Origin of the sequence: Micromonospora coriariae, assembly GCF_900091455.1 — a bacterium.
In the GTDB taxonomy this organism is placed as follows: Bacteria; Actinomycetota; Actinomycetes; order Mycobacteriales; family Micromonosporaceae; genus Micromonospora; species Micromonospora coriariae.
The window spans coordinates 2,223,118-2,239,726 of record NZ_LT607412.1 but is presented as its reverse complement, the minus strand read 5'-3'; the positions used below and the strand labels follow the sequence as shown (position 1 = coordinate 2,239,726).

The 16,609-nt window shown below is 71.8% G+C and carries 17 protein-coding genes; 7 read left to right on the top strand and 10 right to left on the bottom strand.

What is annotated here, in order from left to right; translation table 11 throughout:
• Nucleotides 1–78: 78 nt before the first annotated feature.
• Complete coding sequence (locus GA0070607_RS10450) at nt 79–723, bottom strand: class I SAM-dependent DNA methyltransferase (protein WP_089018029.1); 645 nt, start codon at nt 721–723, stop codon at nt 79–81.
• Nucleotides 724–738: 15 nt separating this feature from the next.
• Nucleotides 739–1,212, bottom strand: coding sequence for a hypothetical protein (locus tag GA0070607_RS10445; protein WP_157743126.1), 474 nt, complete (start codon nt 1,210–1,212; stop codon nt 739–741).
• 234 nt (nt 1,213–1,446) lie between these two features.
• On the opposite strand from GA0070607_RS10445, the gene GA0070607_RS10440 reads away from it, so the two are divergent.
• Complete coding sequence (locus GA0070607_RS10440; RefSeq protein WP_089018027.1) at nt 1,447–1,854, top strand: VOC family protein; 408 nt, start codon at nt 1,447–1,449, stop codon at nt 1,852–1,854.
• 51 nt (nt 1,855–1,905) lie between these two features.
• Here the strand turns inward: GA0070607_RS10440 and GA0070607_RS10435 are convergent, their stop codons facing one another.
• Nucleotides 1,906–2,523, bottom strand: coding sequence for a pyridoxamine 5'-phosphate oxidase family protein (locus GA0070607_RS10435; protein WP_089018026.1), 618 nt, complete (start codon nt 2,521–2,523; stop codon nt 1,906–1,908).
• A 166-nt stretch (nt 2,524–2,689) separates the two neighbouring features.
• On the opposite strand from GA0070607_RS10435, the gene GA0070607_RS10430 reads away from it, so the two are divergent.
• Genes GA0070607_RS10430 through GA0070607_RS10420 form a run of 3 tightly spaced genes read left to right on the top strand, consistent with a single transcriptional unit; the run spans nt 2,690 to nt 4,857 of the window.
• Nucleotides 2,690–3,193, top strand: coding sequence for a DUF2231 domain-containing protein (locus GA0070607_RS10430; RefSeq protein WP_089018025.1), 504 nt, complete (start codon nt 2,690–2,692; stop codon nt 3,191–3,193).
• Nucleotides 3,193–3,741, top strand: a complete 549-nt coding sequence (locus GA0070607_RS10425) for an Hsp20/alpha crystallin family protein (RefSeq protein ID WP_089018024.1) — start codon at nt 3,193–3,195, stop codon at nt 3,739–3,741. Before GA0070607_RS10430 ends, GA0070607_RS10425 begins: the two co-directional genes overlap by 1 nt.
• Before the next feature lie 9 nt (nt 3,742–3,750).
• Nucleotides 3,751–4,857: a glycosyltransferase family 9 protein gene (locus tag GA0070607_RS10420; protein WP_089018023.1), complete on the top strand. Its 1,107-nt coding sequence runs from the start codon at nt 3,751–3,753 to the stop codon at nt 4,855–4,857.
• A gap of 55 nt (nt 4,858–4,912) precedes the next feature.
• Here GA0070607_RS10420 and GA0070607_RS10415 read toward each other — a convergent pair whose 3' ends face one another.
• A complete protein-coding gene (locus GA0070607_RS10415) occupies nt 4,913–5,791 on the bottom strand; it encodes a glycosyltransferase family 2 protein (protein WP_089018022.1) in 879 nt (292 codons plus the stop codon).
• Nucleotides 5,788–7,635 (bottom strand): D-glycero-beta-D-manno-heptose 1-phosphate adenylyltransferase, encoded by a 1,848-nt coding sequence (gene rfaE2 / locus GA0070607_RS10410; RefSeq protein ID WP_089018021.1) that lies wholly within the window; start codon nt 7,633–7,635, stop codon nt 5,788–5,790. Before rfaE2 ends, GA0070607_RS10415 begins: the two co-directional genes overlap by 4 nt.
• A gap of 239 nt (nt 7,636–7,874) precedes the next feature.
• Here rfaE2 and GA0070607_RS10405 point away from each other — a divergent pair, with 239 nt between their 5' ends.
• Entirely contained in the window at nt 7,875–9,551 is a 1,677-nt protein-coding gene (locus GA0070607_RS10405) for an MDR family MFS transporter (protein WP_089018020.1), read from the top strand.
• A gap of 57 nt (nt 9,552–9,608) precedes the next feature.
• On the opposite strand, the gene GA0070607_RS10400 is transcribed toward GA0070607_RS10405, so the two are convergent.
• Nucleotides 9,609–10,241: a TetR/AcrR family transcriptional regulator gene (locus GA0070607_RS10400; protein WP_089018019.1), complete on the bottom strand. Its 633-nt coding sequence runs from the start codon at nt 10,239–10,241 to the stop codon at nt 9,609–9,611.
• Between the two features lie 117 nt (nt 10,242–10,358).
• On the opposite strand from GA0070607_RS10400, the gene GA0070607_RS10395 reads away from it, so the two are divergent.
• Entirely contained in the window at nt 10,359–11,390 is a 1,032-nt protein-coding gene (locus GA0070607_RS10395) for an aldo/keto reductase (RefSeq protein WP_089018018.1), read from the top strand.
• Nucleotides 11,391–11,438: 48 nt separating this feature from the next.
• On the opposite strand, the gene GA0070607_RS10390 is transcribed toward GA0070607_RS10395, so the two are convergent.
• Nucleotides 11,439–11,930, bottom strand: a complete 492-nt coding sequence (locus GA0070607_RS10390; RefSeq protein ID WP_089018017.1) for an NUDIX domain-containing protein — start codon at nt 11,928–11,930, stop codon at nt 11,439–11,441.
• A 71-nt stretch (nt 11,931–12,001) separates the two neighbouring features.
• On the opposite strand from GA0070607_RS10390, the gene GA0070607_RS10385 reads away from it, so the two are divergent.
• A complete protein-coding gene (locus GA0070607_RS10385; protein WP_172899179.1) occupies nt 12,002–13,636 on the top strand; it encodes a fatty acid--CoA ligase in 1,635 nt (544 codons plus the stop codon).
• 187 nt (nt 13,637–13,823) lie between these two features.
• On the opposite strand, the gene GA0070607_RS10380 is transcribed toward GA0070607_RS10385, so the two are convergent.
• The 3 genes from GA0070607_RS10380 to GA0070607_RS10370 all read right to left on the bottom strand — a co-directional run bounded on the left by GA0070607_RS10380 (nt 13,824) and on the right by GA0070607_RS10370 (nt 16,507).
• Entirely contained in the window at nt 13,824–14,834 is a 1,011-nt protein-coding gene (locus tag GA0070607_RS10380; RefSeq protein WP_089018015.1) for an NADPH:quinone reductase, read from the bottom strand.
• Between the two features lie 159 nt (nt 14,835–14,993).
• Entirely contained in the window at nt 14,994–15,650 is a 657-nt protein-coding gene (locus tag GA0070607_RS10375; protein ID WP_089018014.1) for an HAD family hydrolase, read from the bottom strand.
• Between the two features lie 32 nt (nt 15,651–15,682).
• A complete protein-coding gene (locus tag GA0070607_RS10370) occupies nt 15,683–16,507 on the bottom strand; it encodes an SCO6745 family protein (protein WP_089021769.1) in 825 nt (274 codons plus the stop codon).
• Nucleotides 16,508–16,609: the final 102 nt, after the last annotated feature.

Sequence of the window (16,609 nt, the reverse complement as noted above, 5' to 3'; positions counted from 1 at the left end):
GGGCGAGGTCCACGCTAGCATAGCGTTGGCACTACATCTAGCGACGCTAGGATTTCAGTCGTCGACGGCACCGGTCGGCTAGGACTGGCGGCGCCCGAAGATGACTCCCCCGAGCCGGCTCTCGGCGGAGGTGAGTGTCATCTGCGCCTCGACCGCGAATCCGCTTCCGCGCAGCCAACCGGCCACTTTGCCGATCTGGCGACAGTGGACGTGGACCTTCATCGGGTGGCCGCCGTAGCCCTGCGTCTTGAGCCTCGTTTCGTCGCCCACGTGGAAGCTGAGCAGCAGCAGGCCGCCGGGCCGCAACACCCGCCGGAAATGCGCGAAGACCGAGCCGACCTGGTCGTCGGGGATGTGGATCAGCGAATACCAGGCGACCAGGCCGGCGACCGAAGCGTCGGCGAGGTCGAGATCGGTCATGGAACCCACCTCGAACCGCAGACCGGGATGATCGCGCCGAGCCACCTCGATCATCCCCGGCGACAGATCGACCCCGAAGGCGTCGATGCCGAGCCCGTGCAGGTGGGCGGTGATGCGCCCTGGCCCGCAGCCCACGTCGGCGACCGGCCCTCCACCGCCGGCGTGGACGAGCTCGGCGAACAACGCCAGCATCGCTCGCTCGTACGGCGTTTCTGCGAGGAAGTTGCGTAGCAGGTCCGCATAACTGGTGGCGACAGTGTCGTAGGAAGTGCGGGTGTCCGCCAACCAGTCGTCATCGTTCATGGCGGCAACGCTAGGTCAGCGGCCACTCAGCGGATGGCTCGGCAGCGCGGCGGTGACCACGACGAAGAGCCCGATCAGTGCGGCCGAGCCGACACGTACCTGTCGTGATCGACTGAGAAGGCCCACCACCAGCGCCACCCCCAGGCCCAGCAGCCAGTGGCCGACCTCGGGATGACGGTCGGGTTCGAAGCCCAGGTGACCCAGGGCCGCGCGGCCGAAGCCGACGAGTGCCGCACCGCCGGCCCAGACGGCCAGGGTCCAGGCACACCGGCCACCTGGGCTCTCGGTCAGCCGCGACCCGTGACGGGTGAGGGTGCCGAGCAGATAGGTCAACGTCAGCAGCGCCACCGCGCCTCCGAGCAGCACGACCTCCAGGCCGACGAAGAGTACGAACAGCACCCACGGGCCACTTGTGGTTCCGCGCAGAAACAGGGCTGCCGACGCGCCGACCACGACCATCTGCCCTACGGCCAGGCGGTGTGGATTCACCAGGCGCGGCACGGTCGGTGCCGGAACGGACGACGGCGACGGGGTTGCGGACGGCATCAGCGCAGAATTTCGTAACTCTCCGCCATGCGCCTGAGTGCCGCTACTCATCGCGCCATCGGGCGCGCGGATGCGTGTCCACGGTCTCGGTGTCCTACCGGCGCGTCCGATGACTTTCGGGGCCGGGTCGCGTCCATCCTGGAGACCGTGTCCGTCCGACACCCTGGAGCCCGTCCCATGACCTTCGCGCCCGTGACCATCAGTCTTCCCATCGCCGACCGTCCGACCTCACACCGCTTCTACCGGGACGGTCTCGGTCTGGAGACGGTGGGCGAGCTGGCCGACGATGGCATCCCGGAGCCGTTGCAGTTCGTCGTCAACGACGGGCTGCGGCTGATGCTCATCCCGACCGGCGGCTTCGGGTGGGTGATCGGCCGGCACGAGGTCGCCACGCGGGGGCAGAGCGAGTGCGTGCTCAGCCTCGACGTCGCCTCGCCCGCCGACGCGGATGCGATCATCGAGCGGGCCCGCGCCGCCGGCGCCGAGGTGGTCACCGAGCCGGAGGCACAACCCTGGGGGTACGCCGGCACCTTCGCCGACCCGGACGGCCACCTGTGGATGGTGCACGCCGAGCCGGCGCCCTGACCGGCGGGACGTCCGTCGGCGTCAGTGTGGGTCGCGCCGCGGGCGGCGGGCTCAGACGTAGATCTTCTTGGCGTACTCCGGGCCGTAGTGCCGTTCCAGGTCTTCGAGGCTCTCCCTCGGCGCCTCGACCTCCTTGATGAGGCGTGCCCGGGAGGGCAGCGCCTCCGGCTGCCAGGTCTCCGGCTGCCACAGCGCGGACCGCAGGAACGCCTTCGCGCAGTGGTAGAAGATCTGCTCGATCTCCACCACCACCGCGAGCACCGGCCGGTGCCCCTTGACCACCATGTCGTCGAACCAGGGGGCGTCCCGCACGAGCCGGGCCCGTCCGTTGATTCGCAGCGTGTCGGTCCGCCCGGGGATCATGAAAAGCAACCCGACGTGCGGGTTGTCCAGGATGTTGCGGTAGCCGTCCGCCCGCTTGTTGCCCGGCCGCTCGGGTAGCGCGATGGTCGTGTCGTCCAGCACCAGGGCGAACCCGGCCGGATCGCCCTTGGGTGACACGTCGCAGCTGCCGTCCGCGCCGGCCGTGGCGACCAGGCAGAACGGCGAGGCGGCCAGCCACTGCCGGTCCCGCTCGTGCAGGCGGGGCCGGTCCTTGTTGGCGGCCCGCGGGTGCGGCACGCCGAGCAGTTCGCGCAGTTCCTCGTGCGAGGTGATCTCCACCGTCACGTGATCCTCCCCCAGCCGTTGACCCGGGTGGCGGGGCCACCCTTCGTCAGCCTAGGCGGGCGTGACCAGCGCGAGGTTTGTCCCCGGTCGCCCGGGGTACGGCCTCACCCGACGCGCCCGCCGCACGAGACCGTTCCGCAGGACGCCGACCAGTGGAGGCCGGGAGATGGAGAGCCGACTCAAGGTGCTGGGTCATCCAGTCCATCCGATGCTGGTCATGTTCCCGGTCGCGCTGCTGGCCACGGCGGTGCTGTTCGACGTGGTGGACACCGTCGGCGGGCCTGACTTCCTCGGCGAGGTCGCGTACTGGAACATCACCGTCGGCCTGGTCGGCGGTCTGCTCGCCGCGGCGGCCGGCTCGTTCGACCTGCTGGCGATCCCGACCGGCACCCGCGCCAAGCGGGTGGGCCTGCTGCACGCCAGCGCGAACGTCGCCGTGATCCTGCTCTTCGCCGCCGTCTGGGCGGTCCGGCTCAACGCGGACTCCCGGGCCGCAGGCGGCGCGCTGATCGCCATCGAGGTGGTGGCGGTCGCCATTCTCGGCATCAGTGCCTGGCTCGGCGGGGAGCTGGTCGACCGGCTCGGCGTGGGCGTCGACCGTGAGGCCGGTCTGGACGCGCCCAGCTCACTGCGGCCGCCCGCGGCCGCCCGGCGGATCGGAGAGGTGTGATGACCGAGCAGCAGACCGGTGGCTTCGGCCGGGGATGGCGGGGCCGGCAGCAGGGCTGGGACCCGATGGGCGAGCTGCAGTCGCTGCGCGCCGAGCTGAGCCGGCTGGTCGGTGGCCGGGCCGGGACGTCCGACGTCGAGCTGACCGAGACCGCGGACGGCTGGGACGTCGTGGTCCGGCTGCCCGGGGTGGCGCCGGAGGAGGTGGCGGTCGAGCTGGACGACCGGGAGCTGTGCGTACGGGCCCGATCCGAGGCGGAGGTCAACGCCGACCAGGGCATCCCGGGCGGCTTCGAGACCCGGGGCTTCGAGTACCGCATCGACCTGCCGTCCCGGGTGGACCCGGAGGGCATCGACGCGGTGATGGACCACGGCCTGCTCCGGGTCCGGCTGCCCCGGGCGGTCCGACCCAGGCCGCGCACAATCACCGTCGGCCGCACCGGACCGCGTTCCGGAGACTTCTCCACCGGTACGCCGATGCCGGCCGATCCCGCCGCCGACCGCGAGTTGCACCGCCCGGACACCGTCGGCGAGATCGACCGGTCGTAGCGGGACCGCGTGGTCACCCCGTCCCTGCTCGGCCCGACGGCCGGGCACGTTCCCGACGTGCGGCGGATCGCCGTGCTGCGCGCCAACGCGCTCGGCGACTTCCTGTTCGCGTTGCCTGCGCTGGAGGCGCTGCGCGCCGCGTACCCGGAGGCGGAGATCGTGCTGCTCGGCGCGCCGTGGCACGCGAAGCTCTGGCGCGACCGGCCCGGCCCGGTGGATCGGGTGCTGGTGGTGCCGCCGGCGCCCGGCATTCGCACGCCGGAGGCGGGTGAGGCGGAGTCGTCGATGGACGACTTCCTGGCGATGGCTACCGGCGAGGGCTTCGACCTGGCGGTGCAGATCCACGGCGGCGGCGCCAACTCCAACCCGCTGGTCAGCCGCCTCGGCGCCCGGGTCACCGTGGGTTTGCGCGCCGACGACGCGCCCCCGCTGGACCGGTGGATCCGGTACGTCTACTACCAGCACGAGGTGATCCGTTACCTGGAGGCGGTGGCCCTGGTGGGTGCGCCAGCGACCACCATCGTGCCGGCGCTGGCCGTGACCGACGCCGACCGTGCGGAGGCGAACCAGGTGCTCGGCCCACCCGACCGACCCCGGGTGGCGCTGCATCCGGGCGCCAGTGACACCCGCCGCCGCTGGCCGGCCGAGCGGTTCGCCGAGGTGGCCCGCGAGCTGCACGGCGATGGCTACGAGGTGCTGGTCACCGGTACGCCGAGCGAGCGGGAGGTGGTGGACCGGGTGGTCGCGGCGTCGGGGGTGCCGGTCCGGCCGCAGGTGGGCACGCTCAGTCTCGGTGGGTTGGCCGGTTGCTACGCCGGCTGCGCCCTGGTCGTCTCCAACGACACCGGTCCGCTGCACCTGGCCGCCGCGGTGGGCACGCCGACGGTCGGCGTCTACTGGGTCGGCAACCTGATCAACACGGCCAACCCGCTTCGGGGTCGGCACCGGCCGATCTGTTCCTGGATGGTGCACTGCCCGGTCTGCGGGGTGGACTGCACGCCCGGCATCTATCCGCACCGGCCCGGCGACGGCGAGTGCCCGCACCGGGACTCCTTCGTCAGCGACGTGCCGACAATCGAGGTGCTGGAAGCCGCCCGCGAGCTGCTCCAGACGTAAGGAAGGGCACCTTGTTAACGCCTGCGGTAGAGCAGGGGCCCCTTCTTAACAGAACTCAGGCGGGCTGGGGGGTGTCCTCGTCGGCGAGTACGACCTCCCACGCCTCGACGTCCCGCTCGGTGACCGTGGTGGGGGACTCCAGGTGGTAGGCGCCGCTGGGCAGGATGCCAGCCCCTCCGTGCCGGGCCAGCACCGAGAGCTGGGCGGCCACGTCCTCGCCCTGGTGCTTCTCCTGCACCTTCCGCCAGAAGTCGAAGCCGCCGGAATCGACGAGTTTGGCCCGGTCGTAGAGCACGCACCCCCCGATCCAGGAGATCTTGTACGCGCGCCACGCACCCGGCGGCAGCGCCAACTCTCCGGTGACGTGCAGCAGGTTGGCCGCCGAGTGGATCCGGGCCCGGTCCCACTCCGGGGTGCCCGGCCGGATCCGCTCCGGTGTCGGCCGGCCGATCCACTCCTCGTAGTGCCCGTGCGTCTCCGGCCGCCGGTCATCGGTGTACGAGAGCCCGTGCACGCCGTTGCCGACGAACCCGCAGCCCAGCTCCCCGATCGCGGTGACCAGCCGATGCAGCGCCCCCGGCTCCAGCCAGACGTCGTCGTCGAGGCTGAGCACGTACCGGGCGGCCGAGGCGGCCAGCAGGTACGCCCGGTGCTCGGCCAGCCCTCGCCGGGGCAGCCGACGGGTCAGCAGCACGGGGTGACCCCGGTGGCGCAGCGCCCGGACCATGGTGGCGGCGGCGGGGTGGGCGTACGCGGGATCCCCGTCCGACTGGTCGCTGACCACCACCCCGAAGCCGGGCACGCCCTCCTGCGCGGCGAGGCCGGCCAGGGTGACCGCCAGCTCGGCGGGCCGGTTACGGGTCGGGATCAGCACGTCGACCAGCCGCTCGGTGCGGAACGCCTCCGCGGTGTCGAGGTCGAGTGGGCGGTTCACGACGTTCGGGTACGGGTGCTGAGCGACGGATCATGGCCGTGCGACGTACGGTCGGGCTCCCGGTCCTGACTGTGTGACCGGATCCGCTCGATGATCGCGGAGGTGGACCGGTCCGGCACGTACCCCAGGGTGCGCACCTGGCCGCCCAGCCGGCGCACCAGCGGCGCCTCGGGCACCAGCTCCGGTGGGTAGTCCCCGCCCTTGACGTACACGTCCGGCCGGACCGCCTCGATCAGCGCGGCGGGCGAGTCCTCCTCGAAGATCACCACGTGGTCCACGCAGGACAGCGCGGCGAGCAGGGCGCCCCGGTCCTCGACCGGGTTGACCGGACGGTCCGCCCCCTTCAACCGACGTACGCTGCCGTCCGAGTTGACCGCCACGATGAGCAGGTCGCCCAGGGCGCGGGCCTGCTCCAGGTAGCGCACGTGCCCCCGGTGCAGTACGTCGAAGCAGCCGTTGGTGAACACCACCGACCGTCCGGCGTCGCGATACTCGGCGACTATCGCGTCCAGCTCGTCGGTGCCGACGAGCACCGGGTGCCCGGTGGTCTCCGGCGGTTGGTCGAGCGCGGTGAGCAGATCCTCCCGCCGGCACACGCAGGTGCCGGTGTCCGACACGGTGATGGTGGCCGCCAGTTGGGCGAGCTGGGCGGCGGTGGGCAGCGGCGCGTCGGCGGCCAGGGCCAGCGTCATCGCCGCCAGGTACGCGTCGCCGGCGCCCACGGCGTGGCTCGCCGGCACCGGGGTGCTGTGGCTGCGCCGCGGCTCGCCGTCGGCGCCGCCGACCACCGCGCCCTCGGTGTCCAGGGTCACCGCGACCACGTCGGCGCCGGTGTGCGCACGTAGCTCGGCAAGGCGTGCCTCGGCCAGCACCGCCCGGTCGACGCCCTCTCCGGCCTCGGTGTTCACGGTCACGCCGGCGCCGGTGACGCTGAGTCCATCGCCGGTGAGGGCCACCTGGCCCTCGCTGAGCGTCGGCTCGCCGACCGGTCCCGGATGGCCGGCCCGCGTCGGGTCCGGGATGGTGCCGGCGCTGACAGCGTCGGCCCGCGCCCCACCCGGGGCGGCACCCACGCTCAGCTCGGACGGGCCGTCAGCCGGGTCGCTGTCGGGGTGTTCCAGGTGCAGTTCGACGCCGGCCGTCGGGCGGGTCGCGCCGCCGGCGCGGGCCAGCAGCCGGGTCGCCTCGGCGAAGCTGGGCGTGACCACGGTCGGTGCGAGCCCCCGCCAGTCGGCCAGGTCGTGGGCGTCCAGCGCGACAGTGGCGTAGCGCTCCCGCTGCTCCACCAGCCAGGCGCGCACCGGCGCGGGCAGGGCGCCCAGGCCGTAGTCGCAGACCACCAGGGTCGGTGCCTCCCCGCCGGCGGCGGCGCGCAGCTCCTCGGTGGCGCAGTCCAGCGCGGTGAGCAGCCGGCCCACCCCGTCCGGGGCGAGCGCGTCGTCCGGGTCGCCGGAGTCCTCCCGGAGCAGGATCTGGTTGCCGGCCAGCATCCGCCGCTTCACCGGGGTGGGTCGACCGGGCTGGTTGACCGTACGGTCCCAGACGCCGGCGCGGTCCAGACAGTCGTGCAGTTCGTCACCGGCGACGTCGGCGCCGACCGGTGCCACCAGCACTGCCCGTCCACCGAGGGTGGCGACGTTGACTGCGGTGTTCGCGGCCCCGCCGGCGGCGGAGATCCGCCGCCGCAGAGTGAGGACCGGGGCGGGCGCCTCCCGGCAGAGCCGGTCGGAGTCGGCGAACCGCCATTCGTCCAACATGGCGTCGCCGACGATCAGGACCGGGCGCCCCAGCCAGCTCTCCACGACGGTGGCGAGCCGGCGGTGTTCCGCTGCTGCTCCTGCCATGCCTCCCCGGGTCCCCAGCGCCTCCGGGGTCAAACCTCCGTGAAGATCCACCGCATCGGCGGCGTGTCGCCCTTTTGTTAAGAAGGGTCCCTTCCTCTACCGCAGGCGTTAAGAAGGTGCCCTTCCTTACTGCGTGCCGGTGCGACGTGCCGGACGCGCACCATGATCGAACCAGGCGGAGGTAGGGACGGTTTTCCTGGTTCGACGCATGTTCCGCGTTGGTCGGGAAAGAAGGGCCCATGACCACCGAAGCCTCCGCCGCGCCGGTGCTGAATCGCCAGCAGATCCGGCTGCTCATGATCGGTCTGATGACCGGCATGCTGCTGGCCGCCCTGGACCAGACCATTGTCGGTACGGCCCTGCCGACCATCGTCGGGGAGCTGGGCGGGATCAACCACTACTCGTGGGTCGTCACCGCGTACCTGCTCGCCTCGACCGCGTCGACGCCGCTCTACGGCAAGATGGCCGACCTGTACGGGCGCCGCCCGGTCTTCCTCTTCTCGATCGGCACGTTCCTGGTCGGGTCGTTGCTGGCCGGCCTGTCGCAGAACATGACCCAGCTGATCGTCACCCGGGGCATCCAGGGCATCGGCGCGGGTGGTCTGTTGACGCTGGCGTTCACGATCATCTCGGACGTCGTCTCACCGCGGGAACGGGGCCGGTACCAGGGTCTCTTCGGGGCCGTCTTCGGGATCTCGTCGGTGGCCGGACCGCTGGTCGGTGGTTACTTCGCGGAGACCGACTGGCGGTGGATCTTCTACATCAACGTGCCGCTGGCGATCCTCGCCATCGTGGTCTGCTACCACGTGATGCGGCTCATCCCGTTCGAACGTCGGGACCACGCGATCGACTGGCTCGGCGCCGGCCTGCTGGTCGCCGGGGTCAGCTCTCTGCTGCTGGCGCTGAGCTGGGGCGGCAACGAGTACGCCTGGGGCTCCGGGGTGATCATCGGTCTCTTCGTGGCGGGCGCGGTGCTCGCCGTTCTCTTCGTGCTCCAGGAGGCCCGGGTCGCCGAGCCCATCCTCCCGTTGCGGCTGTTCCGCAGCGCCACCTTCGCGCTCGCCAACGCGGCCGGCTTCGTGCTCGGTCTGGTGATGTTCGGGTCGATCATCTTCATCCCGCTGTACCTGCAGATCGTCAAGGGCGCCTCGCCGACCCGCAGCGGTCTGCTGATGCTGCCGATGATGACGGGCATCATCGTCACCTCGATCCTCACCGGGCGGGCGATGAGCCGGATCGGCCGGTACAAGTGGTTCCCGGTGGCCGGGTCGGTGACCCTGCTGGTCGGCATGTTCCTGTTCACCCAACTGTCGGTGGGCACCTCGCTCTGGATCGCCTTCGGCTACATGGTGGTGATCGGCGTCGGCCTGGGGCTGTGCATGCAGTCGCTGGTCCTCGCGGTGCAGAACGCGGTGTCCGTGCGCGACCTGGGCGCCGGCACCTCCTCGGCCACCTTCTTCCGTTCACTGGGCGGTTCGTTCGGGGTGGCGATTCTCGGCGCGGTGCTCTCGTCCCGGCTCGCCGGAGGGCTGGGCGACCGGCTGCCCGGCGCGATCGCCCAGCTTCCGCCGCAGCAGCAGGCCGAGGTGGCGGCGAGGGGCGGCACGAACATCTCGATCAACGATCCGGCGACCATCATGGCCCTGCCCGGGCCGGTACGGTCGGCCATCCAGAACGCGTTCGTCGACGCGCTGGACATGGTCTTCCTGACCGCCGGCCTGATCGCGATCGTGGCGGTGCTGGTCACCGTCGCGCTGCCGAACGAACAGCTACGGGGCGCCGGCCCGCAGGGCGCCAAGGGCGGCGCCGACCCGCTCGGCGGTGAGGCCCCGGCGTCGGGCGGCAAGCCGCTGACCCGCGAGTCGAAGGAGGAGGCGGCCGCCGACATGGAGGCCAAGTCCCAGACGATGATCTGACCGCGTCGTCCACCGACCGCCCCGGACCGGACCGGACCGGACCGGGGCGGTCGGTGGTCAGGCGGGGCGGCGGTAGGCGCCGTACCACCAGGTCGCCGCCAACTCCCGTGCGGCCGCACCATCGGCCTCGGGGTCGGCCGGGGTCATTGCGACATGGTGAGCGAGGAACCGGTCGCCGCCGAGCACGATCAGCCGGCTCGCGGTCGGCGGGTCCAGGCCCGCCGGGGTACGACCAGCCCGCTGCTCGGCGCGGAGCACCTCCTCGGTACGCGCCATGAACCGCTCAAAACCGGCCGCCCAGTACTCCCGCACCATCTCGTCGTACGCGGCGACCTCGGTGATCGCCGCCAGGACCGGGGCGTACGTCCGGTAGATCCGGATCACGTCGGTGAAGACCTCGGTGAGCCTGTCGAGCGGGTCCCCGGGGTCGGCCGGATCCCACTCGTGGACCCGGTCGAAGGAGGTCTCACGCATGCTGCCGGCCAGGCGCATGAGCAGCTCGCTCTTGTCCCGGAAGTGGATGTAGAAGGTCGACCGGGCCACCCCCGCCTCGGCGGCGATGCGCTGGACACCGAGGTCGGTGAAGCGGGCCCCCTCCTGGAGCAGCCGCTCGGTGGCGGCCAGCACCCGCGCTTCGACGGCGGCCCGCCCGTCAGGGTTGCGCGGGCGGCGTCGGGTGATCGAGGGCATGGTCGAAATCCTAGGTGGCCGGCTGCGGGATCGGCGACGTACGCTTTTTGCCGGACATAATGTCCGACATAGTGACCAGGGAGCCGGCGTCGGCCCCCTACCAGCGAGGAGCAATACGTGAAGTACCGATTGCTGGGCAACACCGGGGTGTACGTCTCGGAGATCTCGCTCGGCACGATGACCTTCGGCGGCAGTGGGCACCCGATCTGGAGCAGTCTGGGGGCGCTGGCGCTGCCCGACGCCCAGCGGCTGGTGGACACCGCGCTGGACGCGGGCGTCAACTTCGTCGACACCGCCGACATGTACAGCGACGGCGAGAGCGAGGAGTTGCTCGGCCAGGCGCTCGGCAAGCGGCGTCGCGACGTGGTGCTCGCGACCAAGGTGCACGCCCGGACGGGTCCCGGCCCGAACGACGTCGGCACCTCGCGGTTGCACGTCATGCAGGCGTTGGAGGACAGCCTGCGGCGGCTCGGCACCGATCACATCGATCTTTACCAGATCCACAACTTCGACCACGTCACCCCGATGGAGGAGACACTGCGCGCGCTGGACGACGCGGTCCGGCAGGGCAAGGTGCGTTACGTCGGTTGCGCGAACCTGGCCGCCTGGCAGATCTCCAAGGCGCTGGGAATCTCTGCCCGGGAGAAGCTGTCCGGGTTCGTCTCGGTGCAGTCGTACTACTCCCTGCTCGGCCGGGACGTGGAGCGCGACGTGGTGCCGATGGCGCTCGACGAGGGCGTCGGACTCACCGTCTGGAGCCCGCTGGCCGGTGGCTTCCTCTCCGGCAAGGTCGGCCGGGACAGCGTGGTCTCCGACAGCGGCTCGCGCAGCGCCCAGCCCGGCTACACCAGCTTCACCCCGTTCGACCCGGAGCACGGCTTCTCGGTGATCGACGTTCTCAAGGGCGTCGCTGAGCGGCACGGGGTCAGCCCCGCCCGGGTGGCGGTCGCCTGGCTGCTCTCCCGGCCGGCCGTGACCAGCGTGATCGTCGGCGCCCGCAAGCAGGAACAGCTGGTGGACAACATCGCCGCCACCGACCTCACGCTGACCGCCCAGGATCTCAGCGAGCTGGACGAGGTCTCCAAGATGCCTGTCGCGTACCCGAACTGGATCCAGGACGCGTTCGCGGGGACCCGCTTGCCGCAGTGAGGCGTTCGCCCGGTCCGGCATTCACCCCGCCGGGCCGGGCGGGCCCACCTACTTGAGGATCAGTCGATTGGTCTGCTCGAAGACGTCCAGGTCGGCCAGGGTCTCGGCGACCGAGGTGGAGAGCGGGGCGGGGAACCGGTCCCGGGGAAAGAAGCCGGCGTCGGTGGTCTCGTCGGTGACCCGCGACAACTGCCCGTCCCACTCCTCGACCCGGAACGCCGTGGTGAAGACCTGGTAGGTGTGGCCGTACATGTTGGTGCTGGTCCGGTCCGGGCCGGTGTAGAGGGCGAACGCACAGACCCGCAGGGCCCGTAGTCCGGTCTCCTCGCGGACCTCCCGCACCGCGCAGTCCGCGATCGACTCGCCCAACTCCATCGCCCCGGCCGGCATGGCCCACTGACCGTTGTCCGAGCGCTGGATCAGCAGGATGCGTCCGGCGTTGTCACGGACGACGGCGCGGGCGCCGACGAACATCAGCGTCCGGTCCCCGGCGAGCGCGCGCAACTGCCCTACGTACGAGTCGGCCCAGGAGATGCTCACCTGCGACAATTTACGGGGGTTCCCAAGCTGTGACCGGCGACACTAGCTTGTTACCCATGCGTAGCACGATGATGGACGCCCCCCTGCAGATCTCCCGGATCCTCGACCATGGCGCCACAGTGCACGGCACGGCCGAGGTGGTCACCTGGACCGGCGCCGAACCCCGCCGGATGACGTACGCCGAGGTGGGCCGTGCGGCCGCCCGGCTGGCACACGCGCTGCGCGACGAGTGCGGGGTGACCGGCGACGAGCGGGTCGCCACCTTCATGTGGAACAACAACGAGCACCTGGTCGCCTACTTCGCGGTGCCGAGCATGGGTGCGGTGCTGCACACCCTCAACATCCGGCTCTTTCCCGACCAGGTCGCCTACATCGCCAACCACGCCGAGGACCGGGTGGTGCTGGTCGACAGCACGCTCATCCCGCTGCTGGCCCGGGTCATCGGCGAGCTGGCCACCGTGCGGCACGTGGTGGTGGTCGGCGGCGGCGACCCGGCACCGCTGGTGGCGGCGGCCGGCGACCGGATCACCGTGCACCACTGGGACGCGCTGCTCGCCGACCGGCCCGAGGTGTTCGACTGGCCCGGGGTGGACGAGCGCGACGCCGCGGCGCTCTGCTACACCTCCGGCACCACCGGCAACCCGAAGGGCGTGGCCTACTCGCACCGCTCGATCTACCTGCACTCGCTGCAGGTGTGCATGCCGGAGGGCTTCGGTCTCGGGCCGACCGACCGGGAGTTGGCCATCGTCCCGATGTTCCACGCCATGTCGTGGGGTCTGCCGTACGCGGCGTTCCTCTCCGGCGCGTCGCTGATCATGCCGGACCGTTTCCTCCAGGCCGCACCGATCGCCGAGATGATCGCCGCCGAGCGGCCCACCCTGGCCGGCGCGGTGCCGACCATCTGGACAGACCTGCTGGCCTACCTGGACAGCCACGACGTGGACACCTCCTCGCTCAAGGAGGTGATCGTCGGAGGCTCGGCCTGCCCTCCGGCGCTGATGCACGCGTTCGACGAGCGGCACGGGATCGACGTCATCCACGCCTGGGGCATGACCGAGATGTCCCCGCTGGGTTCGGTCTCCCGTCCGCCGGCCGGCGTGACCGGCGAGCGGGCGTGGCGCTACCGCTACACCCAGGGCCGTGTGCCGGCGGGCGTGCAGGCGCGGATCGTCGGCCCGCTGGGCGAGCCGCTGCCCGCCGATGGCAAGGCCGTGGGCGAGCTGGAGGTCCGTGGGCCGTGGGTGACCGCCCGGTACGTCGGCGACGACGCCCCCGACGAGGAGAAGTTCCGGGACGGTTGGCTGCGTACCGGCGACGTGGGCACCCTCTCGCCGGACGGATACATCACGCTGACCGACCGTGCCAAGGACGTCATCAAGTCCGGCGGTGAGTGGATCTCGTCGGTGGAGCTGGAGAACGCGCTGATGGCCCACCCGGCGGTGCTGGAGGCGTGCGTGGTGGGTGTGCCGGACGAGCGGTGGGACGAGCGGCCGCTGGCGACAGTGGTGGTCCGGGAGGGCGCCTCGGTGACCGCCGAGGAGCTGCGTGACTTCCTGGCCGGCTCGGTGGCCCGCTGGCAACTGCCCGAGCGGTGGGCGTTCATCGACACCGTGCCGAAGACCAGCGTCGGCAAGTTCGACAAGAAGGTCGTCCGTTCGCGGTACGCCGGGGGCGAGCTGACTGTCCGGGAGCTGACAGCCCCGTAACGTTTTACCGGGCACCGTCGCCTGTTGGGACAGGGGTGCTCCTGAAACATTCCTCCCCAGGGGCGGCCCCGGCGTTCGCACCGCGCCGGGGCCGCCCGTTTCACGCGGGGCGACCCGCACCGTCATTGTTGCGAAACTTCTTCGCCTGTGTCCTGATGACGGGGAAATCGGGTGGTCCGCGACCTGATCAGGCGTCACTCGTGCTGATCAGCACCTTGCCCACCGTCGCGTTCTCCACCGCCTGGTGCGCCGCGGCCGTCTCGGCCAGCGGATAGTTGTGCAGGGGCAGCCCGGCGTCCACGCCGACCCGGATGCCACCCTGCTCGGCCGCCGCGGCCACGTCCCGCACGGCATGGGCCTTGGCCACCGTCGGCTCCGTGTAGACCAGCACGAACTGCCACCGGGCGTTTCGCATCATCGACGGCCGGACCGGGATGCTCACCTCGGGCTCGTCGTCGGCGTAGACGCACACTGCGCCAGCGTTCCGGAGCACCTGCACGTCAGTCGCGGCGTTACGGGACGGGGACACCTCGACGATCGTGTGCACCCCGTCGGGAGCGATCTTGCGGACCTCCTCGACCACGTCCTGCTCGCGATAGTTGATCACGAAGGAGGCGCCGGCCGACGCCGCGAGCTGCGCCTTCTCCGCGCTGCTGACCGTGGTGATCACCGTGGCGTCGGCCCAGCGGGCGAGCTGAACAGCCGCGTTGCCGACCGCGCCGGCCCCGCCCTGCACCAGCACGGTGTGGTCGGCCAGCGCGCCGGCCCGCAAGGTGTCCGGCATGAACTCACCGGCGGTCAGGCAACGGTGCGCGGTGAGGAACGGAATCCCCAGGCTCGCGCCCAGGTCGAACGAGGCGTCGCCGAGACGGACCGCCTGCCGGACGGGCACCAGCGTGTACTCCGCCGCGGTGCCCCACGGCCGCTGCCAGGCCGACTCCCAGATCCAGACCCGCTCGCCGATCCGGTCCGGGTCCACCCCGGCGCCGACGGCCTCCACCACGCCCGCCCCGTCCTGTCCGGGGATCTGCCAGCCGGCCGGCAAGGGGAAAGACCTGCGGGCCTTCCAGTCCGTCGGGTTCACCCCGGAGACCGCCATCCGGACCAGGACCTCGCCCGCCCCCGGCTCCGGCACCGGCCGGTCGACCAACTGCAGCACCGAAGGATCGCCGGTGCGCTCGTAAACGATGGCTTTCATCAGTGGTCTCCTCACCCGTCCGGCGGGTGGCACCCGGGTCGAGCACCGCCGGCTGCGGTACCCCGCTCAGTCCCCGTCATGCCGGCCCCACCGGTCCGTGGAAACCGTATAACCGCACGCGAGGCGGGAGGGACCGGACAGCGGGTGACGCGTCGTACATCAGCCGGCCAGCTTGTCCACCAGTTCCGGGGTCAGCTCGCCGATCGCGCCCAACGTCGCCGCGGCCAGCCGGGCGGCGTCCGGGTCCAGCGGATACGAACCATGCGGCACCGCCACCACCCGCATCCCCGCCGCCGCGGCCGAACGCACTCCGTTGGAGGAATCCTCCACCGCCACGCAGCGGGCGGGGTCGACGCCCAGCCGCCCCGCGACACTCAGGTACACGTCCGGGGCCGGCTTGCCCCGCTCGGTCTCCTCGGTGGACAGGGTGGTGGCGAACGCGTCGGTCAGGCCCGTGGCGGCCAACGCCGCCGCGATCAGCCGGGTCGGCGAGGAACTGGCCAAACCCAGCTGCCACCGCGCGGCCAGCAGGCGCACCACCTGGTCGGCGCTGTCGATCAGCGGTACGTGCTCCCGGTAGCGCCGGGTCATCTCCTCGACCACCTCGTCGGCGACCTGCCCGGCGGTGCGCGCCACGCCCAGCTCACCGCTGAGATAGTGGGCCCACTCGCTGGTGCTCATGCCCATCAGCCGGCGCTGGGTGTCCGGCTGCCAGGCTCCGCCGTGCGTCGCCACGTACGCCCGCCGGACCTCCTCCCACACCGGTTCGGAATCCACGATCACGCCGTCCAGGTCGAAGACCACCGCATCCACCACGGCACCATCCTGCCGGACCGGGGGGCTGCCGGTCAGCCGGGCAGCGCGGGCAGCCCGATCGGGCTGCCGGCCGGGATCACGGTGTGACCGGCCCGGGCCATCGGCTCCAGCAGGGTGCGCAGCCGGTCCGTGGCGTCCGGGCCGAGCGTCCGCCACGGGTGCTCGGCGGCCCGGTCGGTGGCGTCCTCGACCGCCTGGAAACCGGCCCGGCCGTGTTCGGTCGCCTCGCCGTCCGTGGTCAGCCAGCCTCGCTGCGCCAGCCGCTCGCGGGCGGCCCGCCACTGCTCCTCGGACCAGCCCCGGCCCAGCAGGTTCTGCGGCGACATGTCCACCGCGACCCGCCAGGCCAGCGTCTCCACCGGGTCCAGGCCGGCGGCGACCAGCGCGGCCACGTGCCCGTCTCCCCGGTGCTCGCGCAGCGTGGTGGCGGCCTGCCAGAGCCGGGCCAGCGGGTACTCCCCGAGCGGCAACGCCGCGTTGACCGCGCCGAGCACCCGGCCGGCGGTCTGCGTCGCCGAGGCGGCCCGCTCCAGCAGGTCGGCGGCCTCCGCCAGGTGCGCCTCCGGCAGCTCGTAGGTCAGCTCCGCGAGGGCCTGCACGGCACCGGTCAGCCGGGCCCGCAACGCCTCCTGCGGGCTGGCCAACCGCCAGACCGCCGGCAGTGCCCGGCTCACCATCGGCGGCGCGAAGTTGAAGAAGGCGGCGATCACCGGGGCCGCGTCGGTGGCGCCCAACGGCGCGGCCCGCCCGGCGAAGTAACCCCGCCAGTAGCCGCGCAGCCCGACCGCCTCGTACGCCGCTCGCGCCCGGGGATGGAAGTAGGTGACGGCGTGCACCGGCTCGAAGTGCGTCCACATCAACCGAGCGGTCCGCCCGGGCTCGTCCAGCGCCGTCACGTGCACCTCCGCGTCCCGTCCGGATGCTCACCCCGGCGGCGAACCGCCCGGGGTGAAGCCGAA